The organism is uncultured Aquimarina sp. (assembly GCF_947500065.1).
Classification (GTDB): Bacteria; Bacteroidota; Bacteroidia; order Flavobacteriales; family Flavobacteriaceae; genus Aquimarina.
The window spans coordinates 192,267-210,685 of record NZ_CANMQT010000009.1 but is presented as its reverse complement, the minus strand read 5'-3'; the positions used below and the strand labels follow the sequence as shown (position 1 = coordinate 210,685).

The 18,419-nt window shown below is 32.6% G+C and carries 13 protein-coding genes; 8 read left to right on the top strand and 5 right to left on the bottom strand.

The window, feature by feature from the left end; genetic code table 11:
* The first annotated feature begins 173 nt into the window (after positions 1 to 173).
* Entirely contained in the window at positions 174 to 1,460 is a 1,287-nt protein-coding gene (locus Q0975_RS22210; RefSeq protein WP_299440810.1) for a hypothetical protein, read from the top strand.
* Between the two features lie 61 nt (positions 1,461 to 1,521).
* Here the strand turns inward: Q0975_RS22210 and Q0975_RS22205 are convergent, their stop codons facing one another.
* Genes Q0975_RS22205 through Q0975_RS22190 form a run of 4 tightly spaced genes read right to left on the bottom strand, consistent with a single transcriptional unit; the run spans position 1,522 to position 7,055 of the window.
* Positions 1,522 to 2,979, bottom strand: a complete 1,458-nt coding sequence (locus Q0975_RS22205; RefSeq protein ID WP_299440808.1) for a polysaccharide biosynthesis C-terminal domain-containing protein — start codon at positions 2,977 to 2,979, stop codon at positions 1,522 to 1,524.
* A gap of 22 nt (positions 2,980 to 3,001) precedes the next feature.
* Positions 3,002 to 4,297, bottom strand: a complete 1,296-nt coding sequence (locus tag Q0975_RS22200; protein ID WP_299440946.1) for a glycosyltransferase family 4 protein — start codon at positions 4,295 to 4,297, stop codon at positions 3,002 to 3,004.
* Between the two features lie 3 nt (positions 4,298 to 4,300).
* The gene (locus Q0975_RS22195) at positions 4,301 to 6,739 is read right to left on the bottom strand and encodes a YfhO family protein (protein WP_299440805.1); all 2,439 of its coding nucleotides are present in this window, start codon (positions 6,737 to 6,739) and stop codon (positions 4,301 to 4,303) included.
* Positions 6,740 to 6,770: 31 nt separating this feature from the next.
* Positions 6,771 to 7,055: a DUF4834 family protein gene (locus Q0975_RS22190; protein WP_366889394.1), complete on the bottom strand. Its 285-nt coding sequence runs from the start codon at positions 7,053 to 7,055 to the stop codon at positions 6,771 to 6,773.
* An 85-nt stretch (positions 7,056 to 7,140) separates the two neighbouring features.
* On the opposite strand from Q0975_RS22190, the gene Q0975_RS22185 reads away from it, so the two are divergent.
* From Q0975_RS22185 to Q0975_RS22155, 7 genes are all read left to right on the top strand, one after another.
* Positions 7,141 to 8,808 carry a transporter gene (locus Q0975_RS22185; RefSeq protein WP_299440802.1) on the top strand — a complete coding sequence of 556 codons (1,668 nt, stop codon included), beginning with the start codon at positions 7,141 to 7,143 and terminating at the stop codon, positions 8,806 to 8,808.
* A 231-nt stretch (positions 8,809 to 9,039) separates the two neighbouring features.
* Positions 9,040 to 9,744, top strand: a complete 705-nt coding sequence (locus tag Q0975_RS22180; protein WP_299440799.1) for a FadR/GntR family transcriptional regulator — start codon at positions 9,040 to 9,042, stop codon at positions 9,742 to 9,744.
* Positions 9,745 to 10,022: 278 nt separating this feature from the next.
* Positions 10,023 to 13,190: a TonB-dependent receptor gene (locus Q0975_RS22175; RefSeq protein ID WP_299440796.1), complete on the top strand. Its 3,168-nt coding sequence runs from the start codon at positions 10,023 to 10,025 to the stop codon at positions 13,188 to 13,190.
* Between the two features lie 10 nt (positions 13,191 to 13,200).
* On the top strand, positions 13,201 to 14,511 hold the full coding sequence (locus Q0975_RS22170; RefSeq protein WP_299440793.1) for a RagB/SusD family nutrient uptake outer membrane protein: 1,311 nt from the start codon (positions 13,201 to 13,203) through the stop codon (positions 14,509 to 14,511).
* Between the two features lie 213 nt (positions 14,512 to 14,724).
* The gene (locus Q0975_RS22165) at positions 14,725 to 15,843 is read left to right on the top strand and encodes a GNAT family N-acetyltransferase (protein WP_299440790.1); all 1,119 of its coding nucleotides are present in this window, start codon (positions 14,725 to 14,727) and stop codon (positions 15,841 to 15,843) included.
* A gap of 132 nt (positions 15,844 to 15,975) precedes the next feature.
* Complete coding sequence (locus Q0975_RS22160; protein WP_299440788.1) at positions 15,976 to 16,161, top strand: hypothetical protein; 186 nt, start codon at positions 15,976 to 15,978, stop codon at positions 16,159 to 16,161.
* Between the two features lie 366 nt (positions 16,162 to 16,527).
* A complete protein-coding gene (locus tag Q0975_RS22155) occupies positions 16,528 to 16,743 on the top strand; it encodes a hypothetical protein (protein WP_299440785.1) in 216 nt (71 codons plus the stop codon).
* Positions 16,744 to 17,014: 271 nt separating this feature from the next.
* On the opposite strand, the gene Q0975_RS22150 is transcribed toward Q0975_RS22155, so the two are convergent.
* Entirely contained in the window at positions 17,015 to 18,274 is a 1,260-nt protein-coding gene (locus Q0975_RS22150; RefSeq protein WP_299440782.1) for an aminotransferase class I/II-fold pyridoxal phosphate-dependent enzyme, read from the bottom strand.
* Positions 18,275 to 18,419 lie beyond the last annotated feature (145 nt).

The following is an 18,419-nucleotide window of genomic DNA, read 5'->3' as shown; positions in this document are numbered from 1 at the left end:
AACATAAAATACTGAACAACAAGTACTTAAATGCAAAAAATACGTCAACCTAATTAATTTAAACTCATTAAAAGTTTTGATTTTCACTTTAAAACCTTTTTTTGGCACGCTGCTTGATACTATAAAAGAGAGTGATAAAAACTAATTTTACACTTCTTTTAAAATCACAGATTATGAAAAATATTGTTTTACTTTTTACCGGCTTATTATTAGCTTCTTTTACTGCTAATGCGTTAGACACTAATTCAGAAACCGTTTCTCGATATTATAATTATGGGAAATCTTTCATCTTTAGTGAAAACGGAGTTGAGTTTTCTGTATATGCCGATGGTCAGTTTGATTTTTACGTAAACAGACCTACGGGAGGCGTTAGTGTAAACATCAATAAACCTGGAGTAAACATAAGTTTTAATTCTGGATATGATTATGATGCCTACGTACAATATGATGATTATGGAGCTGTAGTACAGGTCGAAAATGTACCTATCTTTTATGATTACTACGGTAGAATTAGTCAAGCTGGTGATGTATACGTTAATTATAATCGTTTTGGTAGAGTATCTAGAGTTGGAGGATTATATGTGAATTATAACTCTTATGGTAATTTTATAAACTGTACAGGATATATTAACAATTATAATAGACACTACACATATAGACCATTTCACGCTTATTTTTCGGTACCAGTAGTAAGTAGATGTATTGTATTCAATAGACCTTACAGAAGGTTTTATAACCCATATAGATGTTCTTTTAATGTATATAGAACAAACTATTATAACGGATACTATGCTAAACCTTACAGAAGTCGTAACTACTACAGACCTAACCAAAGAGTAACTAGTTACAACAGAGGTAATAGAGTTAGTAGAGCTAGAAACATTAGCTATAGGAATCGTGATAGAAGAACGGCGATGTACACTAGAAACGATCGTAATTATAGTACTGTAAATCGCAGTAGATCAACATCTGTAAACAGAAATAGAGCTAGGGTAAATGATAATACATCAAGAAACTCAACTAGAACTCGAACTGCAAACAGAAGTACTCAATCTAGAGATCGTGCAAGAACTAATACTAGAGGAACTCAAAATAGAAGTCGTGTACAAACAACTCAAAGAAGCAGAAATACGGCTACCAATGGTTCTAACAGGAATAGAGTAGTATCAAAACCTAGAAGTACTAATAATAGAGATAGAGTACAGTCAACTCAAAGATCTCAGCGAAGCAGAAATACGGTTGGAAACAGGTCTACAAGAAATAACAACAAAGTAGGAACTAATAGAACTAATAGAAGTAATCGTTCTGGAAATGTAACAAAACGTTCTAATAACAGTCGATATACTAATAAAGGAACAAATAGTTCTAGATCAAAAGTAAAAAAACAAAGAAGTAACTCTTCTAACAGATCCGCAAGATCAAACAATTCAAGATCGCGTACTGCTAGAAGTAGAAGTTAAAAAATTATAAAGAATTTATTTTTTTGGTTGGTTAGTTGGAAAATCCCCCAGAGTTGTATGCTTAGGCACCTCGGGGGATTTTCTTTAGTATATCATTAATATCTTCTGATATCTTAAGAAGATATAACAAAATAATATATCCTGCTCCGATTAAACCACTTTTCAACATAATATTTACTATTGGATGAAATCCAAAATCCCAAAAATAAAACCCAAACACAAATACAATAATCAATGTCATTGTTATTAAAGTGTTTTTGGAAAATGGATGCATTTTAAACTTGACACTAACAATCCATAACTTTGCCAAATTGTAACAAAACACAGCAGTAAAAGTAGCAATAGCCGCTCCAGTTACACCAAAAGCTGGAATACAAATCCAATTAAGAATAAATGCTAGAATTGCCATACCAATTCCTATATATAAAATCAATCGATAATAATCAGAATTGAATAATATAGAATTATTATTCCCTAATAAGTTGTCAAATAACTTAGCGCCTCCAATTAACAATACTACCCATATAAACAATTCATATTCATCTGGAATCAGTTCAAAAAGCTCATTAACATTACATATGATCAGTATAAATAGTAATCCACTAATTGCAAAAAGATTCAAAGAACTTTTTTTATATAATTCACGCAGTTGCACAAACCCCTTTTCATTTATCAATTTAGCTGTTAATGGATATGTGATCTGATGCATCGCCCTAGATGGAATGATAATCACGCTAGCAATATAAGCGCAGATACCATACTTGGCCACATTTTCAATAGGAAGATAACGTTCGATCATAGTTTTATCTAAATCTATTAATAATGTGGCGACCGATCCCGCTAATAAAATTAATACAGAGTATTTAAAAATTGAAATGTAGTTACTGGGTAATGAGAAACTAAACGTAAACTCGTGTAATCCCAATGCATATATAAGCATAATAACTAATCTCAGCATATATACGATTACAATGGCATATATGAATTCCTGAACTGTGATTATTTCAAAAGACACAAGAATCAAAAGAATCATAACGCATATTCGTACGAATAATTCTTTCAAGATATTGCCGAAGACACTTTTCATTTTCACTTTAGACCAAGCAAAAAATATTTCAAAATAAGATAACGCAATAGCCAAGATATAAATCGTCCAAACATAAGGTTGTACAATTGTATTGTCTTCACTAAAAAAATCAAGAATATAAGAATACAACGCAGATCCTATAGCACCAACGAATAATGCGATACACATTGGTAAAACAAGCATCATAGTCAGGAACTTGTTTTGCTCACTTTTACTAGTGTATGCAGAATAAAATTTTACCAATGTATTATGAACACCGAATGCCATCAAAGGCCATATCAAATTAGAGGCGGATAGCAAATAAGAAACCAGGCCATAATACTCCTCTTCTAAAAATTTAGTAAACAGAAACAATGTGTTAATCGCACCGATCCCAAAACCCAAACAGGTAATGATTACATTCTTTATGGATTGATTAACTACTATTCCCATTATTTAACGCTTAGGCTTTATCTTAAATGTTACTTTCTAAACTTTTCAGCAATAAGGACATTTCTCTTGTGAGCTCCCTCCTACTATATTTTTCAATTCCTTGGGTATATGCTATTAACTTATGTTCTTGAAATTTTTCAAAGTAAGTGAGTACCGTTTTTTTAATTTCGTTATACTCATTATATTCAAAGAAATTACCAGAATTTGTTTCTCGTATTAATTTTGAAATATCAGCTCCTTTTGGACCAATAGCCAAAATAGGTCTTTTAGAAACCATATATTCAAATAATTTACCCGGTATGATACATTTAGTTTCATCACTATCAATCTCTATCAACAATAAAACTTGTGAGCTTCGTTGAATTTCTATTGCTTCTTTATGAGAAACATATCCTTTAATATCTAAAAAACTTGATAAACCCGCTTCTTTAATAGAGGATAATACATCCTCACTTACTGCTCCTACTAATCTAATTTTAAAAGCTTTAGAAAAATCAATATTTTCTTGAGTAAGATCATAAAGCACTTGCCATAACTTTTCTGGATTTCTACCAGAAAGCAGTGAACCTATATGAGAAATTGTAAATTCTTTATCTAATTTTACTTCAGCAACTATTTCAGTGTCATATCCGTTAGTAATAACTGATACAGGTTGATTTGTTATCTCTTCAAATTCTTCTTTAGTAATATAACTTGTTACGGTTAAACGATCTGCGCAGGTTAAAACCTCCTTTTCTAATTGTTTATGTTTAGCTAAAGAGCGTTTTGTAAGCTTTAATTTATTATGATAACCAATCGTGGTCCAAGGATCTCTAAAGTCTGCTATCCATTTAACATTCAGTTTTTCTTTTAACTCCTTCCCTATCAAGTGAACACTATGCGGTGGACCTGTTGTGATTATAACATCTACGTTTTCTTTAGAAATATATGCTTCAAGAAATTTTACAGACGGTTTTATCCAAAATTTACGCGCATCTGGAATAAAAAAATTACCTCTTATATACAATAATAATCTCTGTACAAAAGATTGCTTCTCGCTTTTGGCTATAATACCCTTACTAATAGTTTTGGATTCCTTTTTAGAAAAAATTTCAGCAAAACGATAGGGTTCAAAAATAGGCTGTTTTATAATTGTAGTTCCCTCAGGAACCTCCGAAAGCAATGATGCATCCTCTAAAGGATATGTTGGATTTTCTGGAATATAAACTATAGGGTCAATCCCAAAGTCTTTAAAGTATTTTACAAATTTAAGCCATCGTTGTACTCCAGGACCTCCTGCAGGTGGCCAATAATATGTGATAAGTAATACTTTCAAAATCAATTATGAATTCTCTTCTGAAACGTCAGTTTTCCGTTTTTTATATTCCAAAAACAACGCACCGAGAAATAATAAAACAAAGATAATAGAACTTGCTAAAGTAATTGTACTTCCTGTCTTAACCACTTGTGGTTCGAATTTAAATTCTATGGTATGCTTACCCGCTGGAACTTTTAAACCTCTTAGCATATAGTTAACTGGGAAAATGATCTCTGATTTTCCATCAATAATCGCATTCCATCCATCTTTATAATACGTTTCAGAAAAAACAAGAAACCCAGGTTTTTCTGTATATACGTTATAAGCTAAGTGGTCCGGTGTTGTTTTAGATATAGAAACAGTCGAAGTGCTATCTTTAAAAGGTTTATAATCCTCTAATTCCTCTCTAAAATCATTTCTAACAACAGCAGTATTCTTGGTGTCTATAGCGTTTAAAGCCTCAAATTCTGATTTATAGCCATCTACAAACTTTAATTCTTCTATAAACCAGGCTGGACCATTTACAGAAGGGTTCTTCTGTACATCCAAACGTCTCTCTTCATCTTGCTGTATCACATACTTTATATTAAGCATATTAACAACTTGCAGGTTTCCTTTTGCTATATGACCAAAAAAGATGTCTTCCATTTTTCTTGGGCGTACTGCAGAATATCCATTTACTGAATTAAAGAAATAATTGGTATGTGAATTATTAAACCCTCTTGCTTGGTCCAATACTCTATAATAAGATTTATCTTTTAAAATTTCTTTATCTACCGCTGTAGCCTGAAAATAAGATTTATATGTTCGTTTGGAGATAAATGAATCACTATCCACACTACGACGATCTACACCAACTAAATCTATCAGAATAAGAATACCCACACCGATTAACATGATGTTTTCAGAAAGTTTTTTCTTTAAGGTAAACCAGATTAAAGCACCAATTAATACTATAAAAATGAGTGACCTTAAGCTATCACTTTTCATAATCGTGATACGATCTTCTTTAATCGCATCAAAAATAGCGGGTTGTTCTATTGCTATTTGAACATCGCCAGGAGATTTAAAACTAAATAAGCTACCTCCAAATAACCAGAAAATCATACATAAACCACCAAAAACGCCTATTGATATTAAAAATTTCTTTTGCCTCTCCTGAAATGAAGTCTTTTCATTAAACAGTTGATAAAGCCCAAATACTGCTGCAATTGGTATTACTAATTCCAGAATAACCTGAATACTAGAAACTGCTCTAAATTTATTGTATAAAGGAACATACTCTACAAAGAAACGAGTCAGAAAATCTAAATTCTTACCCCAACTCAATGCAAGTGATAAAATAATACCTCCTAAAAGCCACCATCTTAATCTACCTTTAACTAATAACAATCCTAGCAATGCAAGAAACACTACAGTGATCCCAAGATATGGAGGTGCTTCTACAAAAGGTTGTGCTCCCCAATATAATCCCGTAACATTGGCGTAATAATCTGCACGTTCTGGAGATTCACCTAACGTTATCAATTTTTGATAAAAAGCAGAATCTTTACCTAAATCAGAAGCTCTACCTAATCCCATTAACTTAGGGATAAAAAGATTTAACGATTCTAATTTACCATAACTATACTCTGTTATATATTCATAATCTAATCCATTCTTCTCTGAAGAGGTAGCGGTTGTTTCCGCTAATAAATTCTTTCCCCTTATACTCGTATCAGCATATTCAGATGTAGATAACAATGTAGTAGCATTGGTTGCTAATCCTAATATAGCAGCAATAATTAATATCACAGAGGACTTAAAGAAATGTGGCAATTCTTTTCTTTTAAAAGCATCAATAAAATAAGTTACTCCGATAACAAATACTAACAACCCAAGGTAATACGTCATCTGATAATGATTAGCCTGGATTTCTAACCCCATAGCCAATGCTGTAAGGATAAACCCCCAGACATATCGTTTCTGAAAAACTAGTAAAATTCCTGATATTACGAGAGGAAAATAAGCAATTGCGTGCGCTTTTGAGTTATGCCCCACTCCAATAATTATGATAAGATATGCTGAAAACCCAAATGCTAATGCTCCGATAATTGCTATTTTCCATGGTATTCTCATTACCAACAATAGAATGTAAAAGCTAGTAAGATATAGAAATAAATAATCTGCTGGTCTTGGCAAAAATCGAATCAAACGATCCAACTTGTCCATATAATCATGAGGAAACCTTGCCCCTAACTGATAGGTAGGCATTCCTCCATAAGCAGAATTGTTCCAAAAAGTTTCTTTTCCTGTCTCTTTACGAAAGTCCTTCTGCTGTTTAGCCATACCCTCATACAGTTTAATATCATTCTGATATATCATTTTTCCACTAAGAACAGGGTTGAAAAAAGCTAGGGAAGCAATTATAAAACCTAAAATAACAAGTAAATGAGGTAAGAATCTTTTTAGATAAGACATCATGTGCGAAACAATTTACTAATGAAGCGGCAAATTAATCAATTTCCTCAAAATCGATGTACTCTCCCACATCTTTATTAGCAGATTTTTGTTTAGTTTTTTTATCTATAGTAACATCATCCTTTGGCGAAGATTGAGGCTGTTGATGTTGTTGAAATTGTTGCTGAAACTTTTCCCCAGCTTTCTTTGTTACATATTTAAGCAATAGAGGGCCAAATAAACGCGTTAGTATCTTTAATCCGTAATATATTAATAACAGAATGAGAATTACCTTTAATACTCCTGAGAAAGAAGCCTCTTGCATATTATTTTTTTTCAAAAATAAGGAACTCTCTATACAATTACATGAAGTCAATCCTAAAAAAATGATAAAATCTGCTATATTTGAACCAAATCTATTGAATATGAGCCCTAAATCCTTGCTACTGTTAGTTAGCCTATTCCTACTTGGCTTAACTGCATCTGCGCAATACACTGAGAAAATTAACACTAATAGACCTGGAACATCTCAAGGTGCTTTCTCTGTTGGTAATAATGTATTACAAATAGAAGGTGGATTTGGTGTTGGAAAAGAAAAGCATAAACTGTTTGACACTAAAACAAATACTTTTAATTTCGATTATACAATTAGATATGGATTACTTATTGAACAATTAGAAATTAATCTAAATGGTAGTTTTAGAACTGATGGTATTAAACAAACCGTTGGAGCTAACGAAGAAAAAATAAGAAAAACAGATTTTGAATACAATACTATTGGAGTTAAATACCTTATTTATGATCCATACAAAAAGCCAAAAGATCAAGATTCAATAAATTATGATGAATTAAAAAGCTGGAAAGAAAGATACAGGTTCAAATGGAAAAGCCTTATTCCTGCTGTATCAGCATACGTAGGTATGAATTACGTAAACGCAGATAATGCTTTTACTTTTCCTACCGATCAAACAATTAGCCCAAAAATTGTACTAATGACACAAAACAACTGGTGGACGAGTAATGCTGGTAGTTGGGTTCTTGTAACAAACCTTGTGATTGATAAAATAACTACAGATAATCCTGCATATGGTTGGTTTATAACCAGTACGCATACACTCAATAATAAATGGGCCGTCTTTGGAGAATATCAAGGGCAAAAAAGTGATTTTTATAGTGATAACATACTTAGGCTAGGTGGAGCATATTTATTCAATAATGATTTACAAATTGACGCCAATATAGCCACTAACTTTAAAGATACTCCTTCAATTTTTAGAGTCAGTGTCGGTGCTTCTTATAGATTCGACTGGCATTATAAAGATGAAATTATCGAAAAACCAGGTTTTGAAAGTGGTATAAAAGAAAAAGAAGGTGAGGAAGAATTAAATAAAAAAGAAAGTGATAGCCTAAATATCAATCAAGAATTTGAAGAACTAGAAAATGATAGCTTAAAACTTGAAAAAACACCATTCATCAATGATTTTGAAGATGGAAGTCATAGAGATGCTATGGAACAAGATCTGGATGAGAGAAGAACAGAACAACGTTTGGAACGTGAACGAATTGAAAAGGAAAAACAAGATAAGAAAGACGATAAAAAGTTTCAGAAAGAAGAACGTAGAAGATTAAAGCGTGAAGCTAAAGAAGCCAAGCAAGCAGAAAAAGCTCGAATCAAAGCTGAAAAAGAAAAACAGAAAATGATCGAGGATATAGATGCTGAACTTGACAAAATGGAACAAGATGATGGTGTAGATGATGAGTTAAAGAAAATTGATGAGGAACTTAAGAAGCTGGAAGAAATGGAGAAAGATATTGATCCTGAAAAAGAGAAAGAGCAAAAAGAAGAAGAAAAACAAGCCAAAGAAGAAAAGGAAGATGAGGATGTGGATGCCGCTTATGATAAGCTTCAAAAAGAGCAAGAAAAAGCTAAAAAAGAAGATGAGAAACGCAAAAAGAAAGAAGATAAAAAACGTTTAAAAGAAGAAAAGAGAAAGAAGAAAGAAGAAGAAAAACGTAAAAAAGCTGAAGAAAAAAAGAAAAAAGAAGAACAGAAAAAAAATGACGAAAATAAAGATGAGGACAATGGGGATTAGTTTTTATTAGTTTTTTAACTCAAAAAAATGTGGCCGAGTACAATGTACTCGGCCTTTTTTATTTAATATTCTTAAAGTAAATTTCACTTAACACACTACTCTCCATATAACAATAATGAATAAATAAGAACTTTTTTTTATCATTATCACCATTTTTTAACATTAAAAATACGTAGGTTAAAATATTTCTCTTATATTTGGTTAACCAATTTGGTTGACCAATTTAAAATTATGAGAATTAACCTAGAACCAGACCCATTATCCCCCAAAGATGAAGTAGAAACGGTAATATCAAAAATAAGAGAACTAATTATTACTCGTCAACTTGAACCTGGAGACAAATTACCTTCAGAAAGAACACTATCTCAGAAATTTAACGCTAGTAGAAGTCAATTAAGATTAGCTATACAAAAATTAGAATTTTATGGATTAGTAAAAAGATATCCAAAGAGCGGAACTTTTGTTTCCAAAATTGGTGTTGGTGCTTTGAATTCAATGATGGCTAACATCTTGCATTTACAAATACCACATTTTAAATCTTTAGTAGAAACAAGATTAATACTGGAAACAAAAGCAGTAAAACTAGCAGCTATAAGAAGAACTGAAAAGCAATTGTGCCAAATTGAAAAAGCACATCAGGCATATATAGAAAAATCTATTAACGGTCAAAACGCTGTAGACGAAGATTTACTATTTCATCTTAAGGTTGCCGAAGCTAGCTGTAATAGTGTTATCAACTCATTAATGCTTGTTATCACTCCTGAGATAATCACCAATTTAGTTGCTAATAAAATTTGTGATCAAACAAATTTTTCTACTCTAATACAGGAACATCAAAATATAGTGGACGCTATAAGAAATAAAGATCCCTATCAAGCTACCGAAAGCCTAAAAACGCATTTTGAAGATTTATATAATTATTGTAATACTAATTAAAAACCACGCCTATGTGAATCCACACAGTAAAATAAAAAAGGACAGGTAAGACCCATCCTCTTATATTATTCTATAATCACTTCAAGTTAGAGGGAGAAGTTAATTAAAACGAATAATAGCGCACTATTACCTAGGTAAACATGCAATTGCAAATATAACAAATCATAACATGGTTGAAATTTTGCTCTTGTTAATGTTTAGTTAAGTAATCGAATTACACACAAGTCAAAATAGCTTAGAAAAAGGCTATATGCTTATGTCTAAAACAAAACTAAACAATGAAACAATTACACATGAAGCTTAAAAAATTTTTAATCATAGTACTATCGCTATTGTATCATTTTACCTCATATGCACAAGAAAATTATGAGTTAAGGGGTACAGTAACATCTGCAGAGACAAATTCACCTATTCCTGGAGTGAGTGTCCTTATAACAGGAACTAATACCGGAGTCGTAACAGATTTTGATGGAAAATACTCTATAAATGTAAAAGCAGGAGATATACTACAATTCTCTTACGTAGGGCTTACTACAGAAACTATATCAATTTCGGGGCAAACAACATTAGATCTCACCATGACAGAAGATTCTGAAGCATTGGATGAAATCGTAGTTGTAGGATACGGAACAAGAAAAAAATCACACAATACTGGCGCTATTGCACAAGTTAAAGGAAGTGATGTAGCGGCCATACAAGCAACTCGAGTGGATGAAGCACTGGCAGGTAAATTATCCGGTGTTTTTATTCAAAATCAAAATCCTGAACCAGGTGCAAACCCAAAAATTCAAATAAGAGCAGCGTCTTCTCTTGCTGGTGATTCAGGGCCATTAATTATAGTGGATGGTTATCAAATTTCAGGAAATTTAGCCACTGTAAACCCTAATGACATTGAAAGTTTAGAAGTCTTAAAAGATGCAGCTTCGGCAGCTATTTATGGTGCTAACGGTGCTAATGGAGTTATTTTAGTAACAACAAAAAAAGGTAAATTGGGTCAGCCGCAATTTAGCTATAATGCCTACGTTAGTTTTTCAAATAAATATCGTAAGAACATCTTAAAATCAGGACCAGAATGGGCTGCAATTTCGAGAGAAGAAATTGCTGCTGGTAATTGGGATTTATCTCAAGTTGACCCAGCATTTGTGGAATATAGATTAAGTGCGTATGAAAACTCACCAGGAGCCATCAGTCCAGAAGACTGGTTATTTAGAACCGGTACTACCATTAATCATGATTTTAGTATGGCAGGTGGCTCTGAAAATTCCAAGTACTTTGCATCAGTAGGGTATCAAAATGCAGAAGGAGTAGCAATAACGCAGGGATTTGAAAGATTTAATGCTCGTTTAAACATCGATACCAAATTAGGTAAAAAATTTAAGGCTGGATTAAGCTTTAATGGTTTTGCTTCGAAAAGAGACATCTTGGCTCACGACATGAGAGATTTATTAAGAGCTTATGGCGTTCATCCTGTTTATCACACAGCCGAATCTATTGCATTTGTACAAGGATTAGATGTAGAAGCGCAAGGATTAGGATTAGCAGCATTTGATAATGGTTATAGAGGTGGTATTGGACCAACAAGCATATATGATTTAACACCAGGAGATAGAGTGGATGATTGGCATTATGGTAGAGATAATAATGGTATTGGAGGCTCGGGAGATGCTGGACCAGCTCAAAAATTGGATAATGCAGATGCTTGGCAGAAAACCTATTTTGCTAATATTTCATCGTATTTACAATATGAAATCATAGATGGTCTAACCATAAAAGCTGTTTTAGGTGGTGATTTAAATAATACTCAAAATTATTATTACCAAGGCCTTGGAGCAGACTCCAGAGCACGTACAGATCAAACAGATTTAGATGAAAGTACTAGGATTGCAACATCTATTCTAAGTACTACAACCTTAAATTACAAGAAATTAATAGGCAAACACGATATTGATGCAGTGATTGGTTATGAGTTTTTAAATAATTACATCAATGCTATTTCTCTAGTAGGTACTAATGTCCCTAATAGTGATATTATTAATTACAACTTATTGGATCCAGAAGATATTACAACAACTGAAGCTGAGATCACCAGAGCAAGAAAGAGTGTTTTTGGTAGAGTGCAGTATGCTTATGATGACCGTTATTTAGTATCAGCTTCTTTAAGGAGAGATGGTGATTCTCGTTTTGGAGCTAATGAACAATATGGAGTTTTTCCTGCAATGTCTTTAGGTTGGAATGTTCATAATGAAGGCTTTTGGAATATTGATGCCTTTAATTTACTTAAATTAAGATTTAGCACAGGTTCTTTAGGAACAAGCTCTTTCTTAAATGATTTTGATGCACAAAGCCTTTTAAATCCTATTCCAACTACTTTTGGTACTGGGTTTGGAATTTCTGGAAACGTAAATAATCCAGATTTAACCTGGCAAACCAATACAGAAACGAACTATGGTATAGATTTAGGATTCCTAAATAACCGTTTTAGATTGAGTGTGGATTATTACAACTCAGATATTGAAGATATGCTAATAGGAAGAACAGTGTCTTATACAACCGTTGGTCAATCTTCTATAATAGTAAATAATGGTGATATGAAAAGTTCTGGATTAGAGTTTGAACTTTCTGCAGGTCTTGTTCAAAACCAAGATTTTTCTTGGAATATTAGTGCTAACCTATCTACTGTTAATACAGAAATTACAGATTTAGATTCGGTAGATGAACTACCGCAAATACAATATGGTCAAAGTGGTAGAGGCCCTGTTTTTAGAAATTATGTTGGGGGAGAAATAGGTGAAATGTGGGGCTTAGAAACCATTGGTGAAGTAGAAATGCGATTTTTAGAAGATCCAACAAGACACCCTAATAATACTTCTGGTGAATCTTATGTAGTGGATCAAAATGGAGATGGAGTTATTAATAGTGATGATTATGTAAAAATAGGACAAGCCACTCCAGATTTCTACTGGGGATTAAATACTTCTATGAGCTATAAAGCTTTTGATTTATCAATGCAATTTCAAGGTTCTCAAGGAGCAGAAGTATATAACATTGACCCGCTTTACTATGAGTCACAATGGTCTGGTAGGTTAGTAGATTCTTTTGATGTTGATGATGATGGTATTGCTGATCATAATGGAGAGCATTATATAGGTAACAGAAGACAAACGGACTCAGGTATTCAGGACGCGTCTTATATAGCATTAAGAAATTTTACCTTAGGGTATACCTTCGATCAAAAATTAATAACCAAAATAGGCTTAAGTTCTGCTAGAATTTATGGTGCAGCAACTAACTTATTATACATTATGGGGGATGATTACACTTCATACAATCCCGAAGGTATTGAAACCGGAAATTCTGGTTATGCAGGACCAACAACTTATGGTGTGCAAGTTGGTGCTAGCCCTATTATAAGAAGTTTTACGTTTGGTGTAAATGTTAATTTTTAAAAAAATAAAAATGAAAAAAATAATTTTATTATTGGCAATAGTTTCTTTCATCACTGCTTGTGAAGATTTAGAACAAGTGCCATCAAATATTGCAAATTCAGATTCATTGACAGATTTTGAAGGTGTTTTAAATGCAGCATACTATTACCAGTTAGGCTCTGTAACACCAATGGCTGTGATGGGAGATTTCAGAGCAGACAACGCGTTAATGATAGAAGAACCCTACCCATCTTTTGATAGATTTAATAGTGATCTGTTAGATATGGAAGATCAGTTTTTTGAACCATTTTATATTGCTCTATATAGATCAATCTTAAGTGCAAATAACGTTATTGAAAACTCAGCTAGTACAACTGATATTGGCGAAGCAAAGTTTATAAGAGCCTTATCTTACTTTAAATTAGTACGTGTTTTTGGAGATGTCACTGTAAATTTAAGTTCTGGAGATCTTAGTTTAGACCCAACGAGACAGCCATCTGCAGAGGTATACAATAATGTCATCATTCCTGATCTACAAGATGCCATAGTAGCATTAGATAATTCAGGGTTATCTAATGGTAGAGCAACGCAAATAGCTGCTCAAGGCTTATTAGGTAAAGTATATATGCAAATTGGTAACTTTAGCAGTGCAGAATCACATCTTGCTGCTGTAGTAAATGGTGCAGCAGCAGCTGGCGTAAGTTTACAACCTAACTTTGCTGATATTTTTGGAGATGCCAATGATTTAAATCCAGAAATTCTCTTTGCAACTCAAGTATCAAGTTCAATTCCGGATGAATATGGTTTTACAGAGTTTACCGGATGGTATATTGGTAATGATTCAAAATCTTTTGAACCATTAGATTTGGATTTAGTTGCTGCTTATGATGCTGCAGGTGATGTTACAAGAAAAGCTCTTACAGTTGATGAAGTTGGTGTAAGAGGAATAAAATATCTATCAGAAAATCCAGATCAAGATTGGATAGAATTGAGATTAGCGGATGTTATTTTGTTATATGCAGAGGCACGTAATGAAAATATCAATGCAGATGGTTCGCAATCAGCATCTATTTTAGGTTTACTAAATGATATTAGAACTAGAGCTGGCTTAGCCAGTTTAAGCGGTACTGCAAATACACAAGTGGAAGTTAGACAAGCTATTGCAGACGAAAGACGATTCGAATTAGCCTTTGAAGGACAACGATGGTTTGACCTAGTTAGAACAGGTACCGTAGATGCAGAAATGGGAGAAACGATTAATCCTAATTATCATGTATTTCCAATTCCTGTTTCAGAAATACTTGCTAGTGATGGCGTAATTTCTCAAAATCCTGGATACTAAAGTTGTGTGTGTATAAATAATAAGTAAAATTATTATTTGTTATGTATCCCTTACTCCACTAATCATTAGTTTGATCAGTGGAGTATTTTTTTATAAACGGATTGCCAGTACTATTAATACCACATAGTCATCAATTGATTCATAAAATGATACATTTCTATTAAGTGTTTTTAATAAAAGGGTCATATATTTGTTACGAATTAGTGCAGCTGTATGATTACGATCAAAGAAATTACTTCTAAAGCAGATTTAACTACATTTGTTAAGTTTCCTTTTGAATTATATAAAGACTCTCCCTATTACGTTCCTTCTATTATTAAAGAAGAGTTAGATGTAATGAATCCCAAAAAAAACCCTGTTTTTAAAAATGCGGTGGCTAAATATTTCTTAGCATATAGAAATGACAAGATAGTAGGAAGAATTGCAGCAATTATTAATTGGATCGAAGTAAAAGAACAACAAAAACCGAAAGTACGTTTTGGATGGTATGATGTCATTGATGATATTGAAGTTACAAAAGCATTATTAGAAAAAGTTGCTGAGGTTGGAAGAAAGAATTCATTAGAATATATGGAAGGTCCAGTAGGGTTTTCTAATATGGATAAAGCAGGTATTTTGATCAAAGGTTTTGAAGAACTTAATACCATGATAACTTGGTATAATTATCCATATTATCAAAAACATATGGAGCAATTAGGTTTTGAAGATGCAGCGACTTGGGTAGAATATAAAATAAGAGTTCCTAAAGAAACCAAAGAAAAGGTTATTAAGTTTGCTAAAATCATTAAAAAACGCTATCAGCTTCAATTACTTAAGTTTAAGAAAAGTAAAGAGCTTCTAAAATACGCAGATGATATGTTTGACCTGCTTAATAAAACATACAGTAGTCTGCAAACATTTGTACCAATACAGCAGTATCAAATCGAAATGTACAAGAAAAAATATCTGCCGTATTTAAACCCAGAGTATATTACTTGTATTGCGGATAAAGATGGTAAATTGATTGCTTTTTCCATCGTCATGCCTTCCTTTTCTAAAGCTCTTAAGAAGATGAATGGTAAAATATATCCTTTAAAGTTCTTGCATATCCTCAAAGCTCAACGAAGAAACGACACCGCTGCTTTTTATCTTATTGGTGTTGATCCTGAATATCAAAATAAAGGGGTCACTGCACTTATATTTAAGGAAATGAACGAAACTTTTCTTCGTAATGGTATAGAAATGGTAGAGACTAATCCAGAATTAGAGGAAAACAAAGCTATACAAGCTCTTTGGAATGACTATGAGCATGAACAGCACAAAATGCGAAGAACATACAGAAAAGATATTTAAAATACAGCTAGCTAAAACTACCCTTTTCGGGTGGGAAAATTCACCAATGTAATTTCTAAATTAGTCAACATAATACGTAGGTCTGTTCATTATACGTTTTCAGATCATTTTATGAATTTAAAACTCAATATTATGTTAGACAGTATTTTAAAAATTAACGGTGTTCAACAATTAAATAGAGAGCAACAAAAATCAATTACCGCAGGATTTGGTTTTAGTATAACTTGTTTTGATAGTGAAGAATGTCCAAACAGACAAATTTGTTGTTCTGGAACTTGTATAAATCCTGAAATAGTGTGGCATTTACCAGCATGTTAATCACTAAAAAAATCCGCTAATTAGCGGATTTTTTTAGTTTTAAATGCCTTTCAGCCTTTCTTATTCACCCATTGCTTCCGCAAGAGCAGCAGACATTTTTTAATAGGTTCCGTTTTCTAAAGTTTCTCGAATTGCAGAAAATGCATTTAATGTTTCTTCAATATCCTGATTATATTTTTTAAGCATAACAATAACAGTTAATTAACTAATAAAAAATAAATTTTAAAGGCAATATTTTCTATCTTTAGGTTATTATTGTTTTATAGAAGGCTACCTACCTTTTATAAAATTATTATTCCAAGAATAGACATAAACCTAAGTGTCTCTAAAAATTTAGGATTCTTAAACTTTTAAAACCTACCTATTATGTTAAAAAAAATTTTAAACCTTAACGGTGTTGAAAAATTAAGTTCTCAGCAAAAGAAAATAATTAAAGGAAGCGGTAACCCTACACTTCCTCCTTGTGGAACGATTCGTTGTTATGTAGGACCATTTGTCATCGATTGTTCTTTAAACACAGATGGAAGATGTACTTGTGTCAATGGCACTTGTGTTGAGGGTTGTGACAGCGACTGTAGATAATAATGTATATAGAAACGGTTTAAACTCTCTCAATAGGCTACAAAATGTTTGTTATATATATTTTTCGTTTCAACTGATTTATTCTATACACTGGAAAATCTATTATATTTTAAAACTATTTAAAATACTATCACTTTGGTATATTTTTAATTTCGCCAGAGCCCATTTCTAAGCTTTATAATGAAGTTTAAATACATATAGAAAGATATATTAGAAACTAAAAAATCCGCTAATTAGCGGATTTTTTATATATCATTTTTATTATTTTACACTATTCACCCATTGCTTCCGCAAGAGCAGCAGACATTTTTTTATAGGTTCCATTTTCTAAAGTTTCTCGAATTGCAGAAAATGCATTTAATGTTTCTTCTATATCCTGCATCGTATGTGAAGCCGTAGGAATTAATCGTAATAAAATCATTCCTTTAGGAATTACCGGATACACAACTATAGAACAAAAAATACCATGATTTTCTCTAAGATCCTTCACTAAGGCCATTGCTTCAGGAATACTTCCTTTTAGATATACTGGAGTCACACAACTTTGAGTAGTTCCTAAATCAAAACCTCGATCTCGCAAACCATTTTGTAAAGCATTCACGTTTTCCCAAAGTTTTGCTTTCAATTCCGGCATAGTTCTCAACATATCAAGTCGTTTGAGTGCACCAACCACCAATTGCATCTGCAATGATTTAGCAAACATTTGTGAACGTAAATTATATTTTAGATAATCAATAATCTCTCGATCAGCCGCAATAAACGCTCCAGTACTTGCCATAGATTTAGCAAATGTGGCAAAGTACACATCTATTTCATCCTGAATTCCTTGCTCCTCACCCGTTCCTGCTCCTGTTGCTCCTAATGTTCCAAAACCGTGAGCATCATCTACAAACAACCTAAAATTATATTTTTCTTTTAAAGCAACTATTTCTTTTAATCTTCCTTGTTCACCACGCATTCCGAAAACACCTTCTGAGATTAATAAAATCCCTCCTCCAGTTTTTTCTGCCATTCTTGTGGCTCTCATTAAGTTTTTCTCTATACTCTCTATATCATTATGACGATACGTATATCTTTGTCCTTGATGTAATCTTACTCCATCAATAATACAGGCGTGCGCATCTACATCATATACAATGATATCATCTTTACTTACCAATGCATCAATTGTAGATACCATTCCCTGGTATCCGAAATTCAATAAATAAGATGCTTCTTTATCTACAAATTCGGCAAGCTCATCTTGCAACTGCTCATGAAGATCTGTATGTCCGCTCATCATTCTAGCTCCCATAGGATATGCAGAACCATATGCAGCGGCTGCTTCAGCATCAACCTTACGAACTTCTTCCATATTAGCAAGCCCCAAATAATCATTAATACTCCAGGTAACAACTTCTCTTCCCTGAAACTTCATTCTATTTGATATTGGTCCTTCTAACTTTGGAAAAACAAAATATCCTTCTGCCTGATCCGCCCATTTTCCCAAAGGTCCTTTGTCCTCATATATTTTATCAAATAAATCTCTCATCTACCGCAAATTTGATTTCTTTAAGTGTGCGAAAATACAGAAAATTGATGTGATAGCATAATTATATCTAAAATCACTACTATAAACTATTTTTTCACAAAAAAAGCACCTGTAAAATATCAGATGCTTATATTTTTATACTATT

Coding starts and splice junctions, on each gene's coding strand:
- Q0975_RS22205 (WP_299440808.1), bottom strand. CDS start 2,979: ATGGGAATAGTAGTTAATCAATCCATAAAGAATGTAATCATTACCTGT.
- Q0975_RS22185 (WP_299440802.1), top strand. CDS start 7,141: ATGAGCCCTAAATCCTTGCTACTGTTAGTTAGCCTATTCCTACTTGGC.
- Q0975_RS22210 (WP_299440810.1), top strand. CDS start 174: ATGAAAAATATTGTTTTACTTTTTACCGGCTTATTATTAGCTTCTTTT.
- Q0975_RS22170 (WP_299440793.1), top strand. CDS start 13,201: ATGAAAAAAATAATTTTATTATTGGCAATAGTTTCTTTCATCACTGCT.
- Q0975_RS22160 (WP_299440788.1), top strand. CDS start 15,976: ATGTTAGACAGTATTTTAAAAATTAACGGTGTTCAACAATTAAATAGA.
- Q0975_RS22180 (WP_299440799.1), top strand. CDS start 9,040: ATGAGAATTAACCTAGAACCAGACCCATTATCCCCCAAAGATGAAGTA.
- Q0975_RS22175 (WP_299440796.1), top strand. CDS start 10,023: ATGAAACAATTACACATGAAGCTTAAAAAATTTTTAATCATAGTACTA.
- Q0975_RS22155 (WP_299440785.1), top strand. CDS start 16,528: ATGTTAAAAAAAATTTTAAACCTTAACGGTGTTGAAAAATTAAGTTCT.
- Q0975_RS22195 (WP_299440805.1), bottom strand. CDS start 6,739: ATGATGTCTTATCTAAAAAGATTCTTACCTCATTTACTTGTTATTTTA.
- Q0975_RS22165 (WP_299440790.1), top strand. CDS start 14,725: ATGATTACGATCAAAGAAATTACTTCTAAAGCAGATTTAACTACATTT.
- Q0975_RS22150 (WP_299440782.1), bottom strand. CDS start 18,274: ATGAGAGATTTATTTGATAAAATATATGAGGACAAAGGACCTTTGGGA.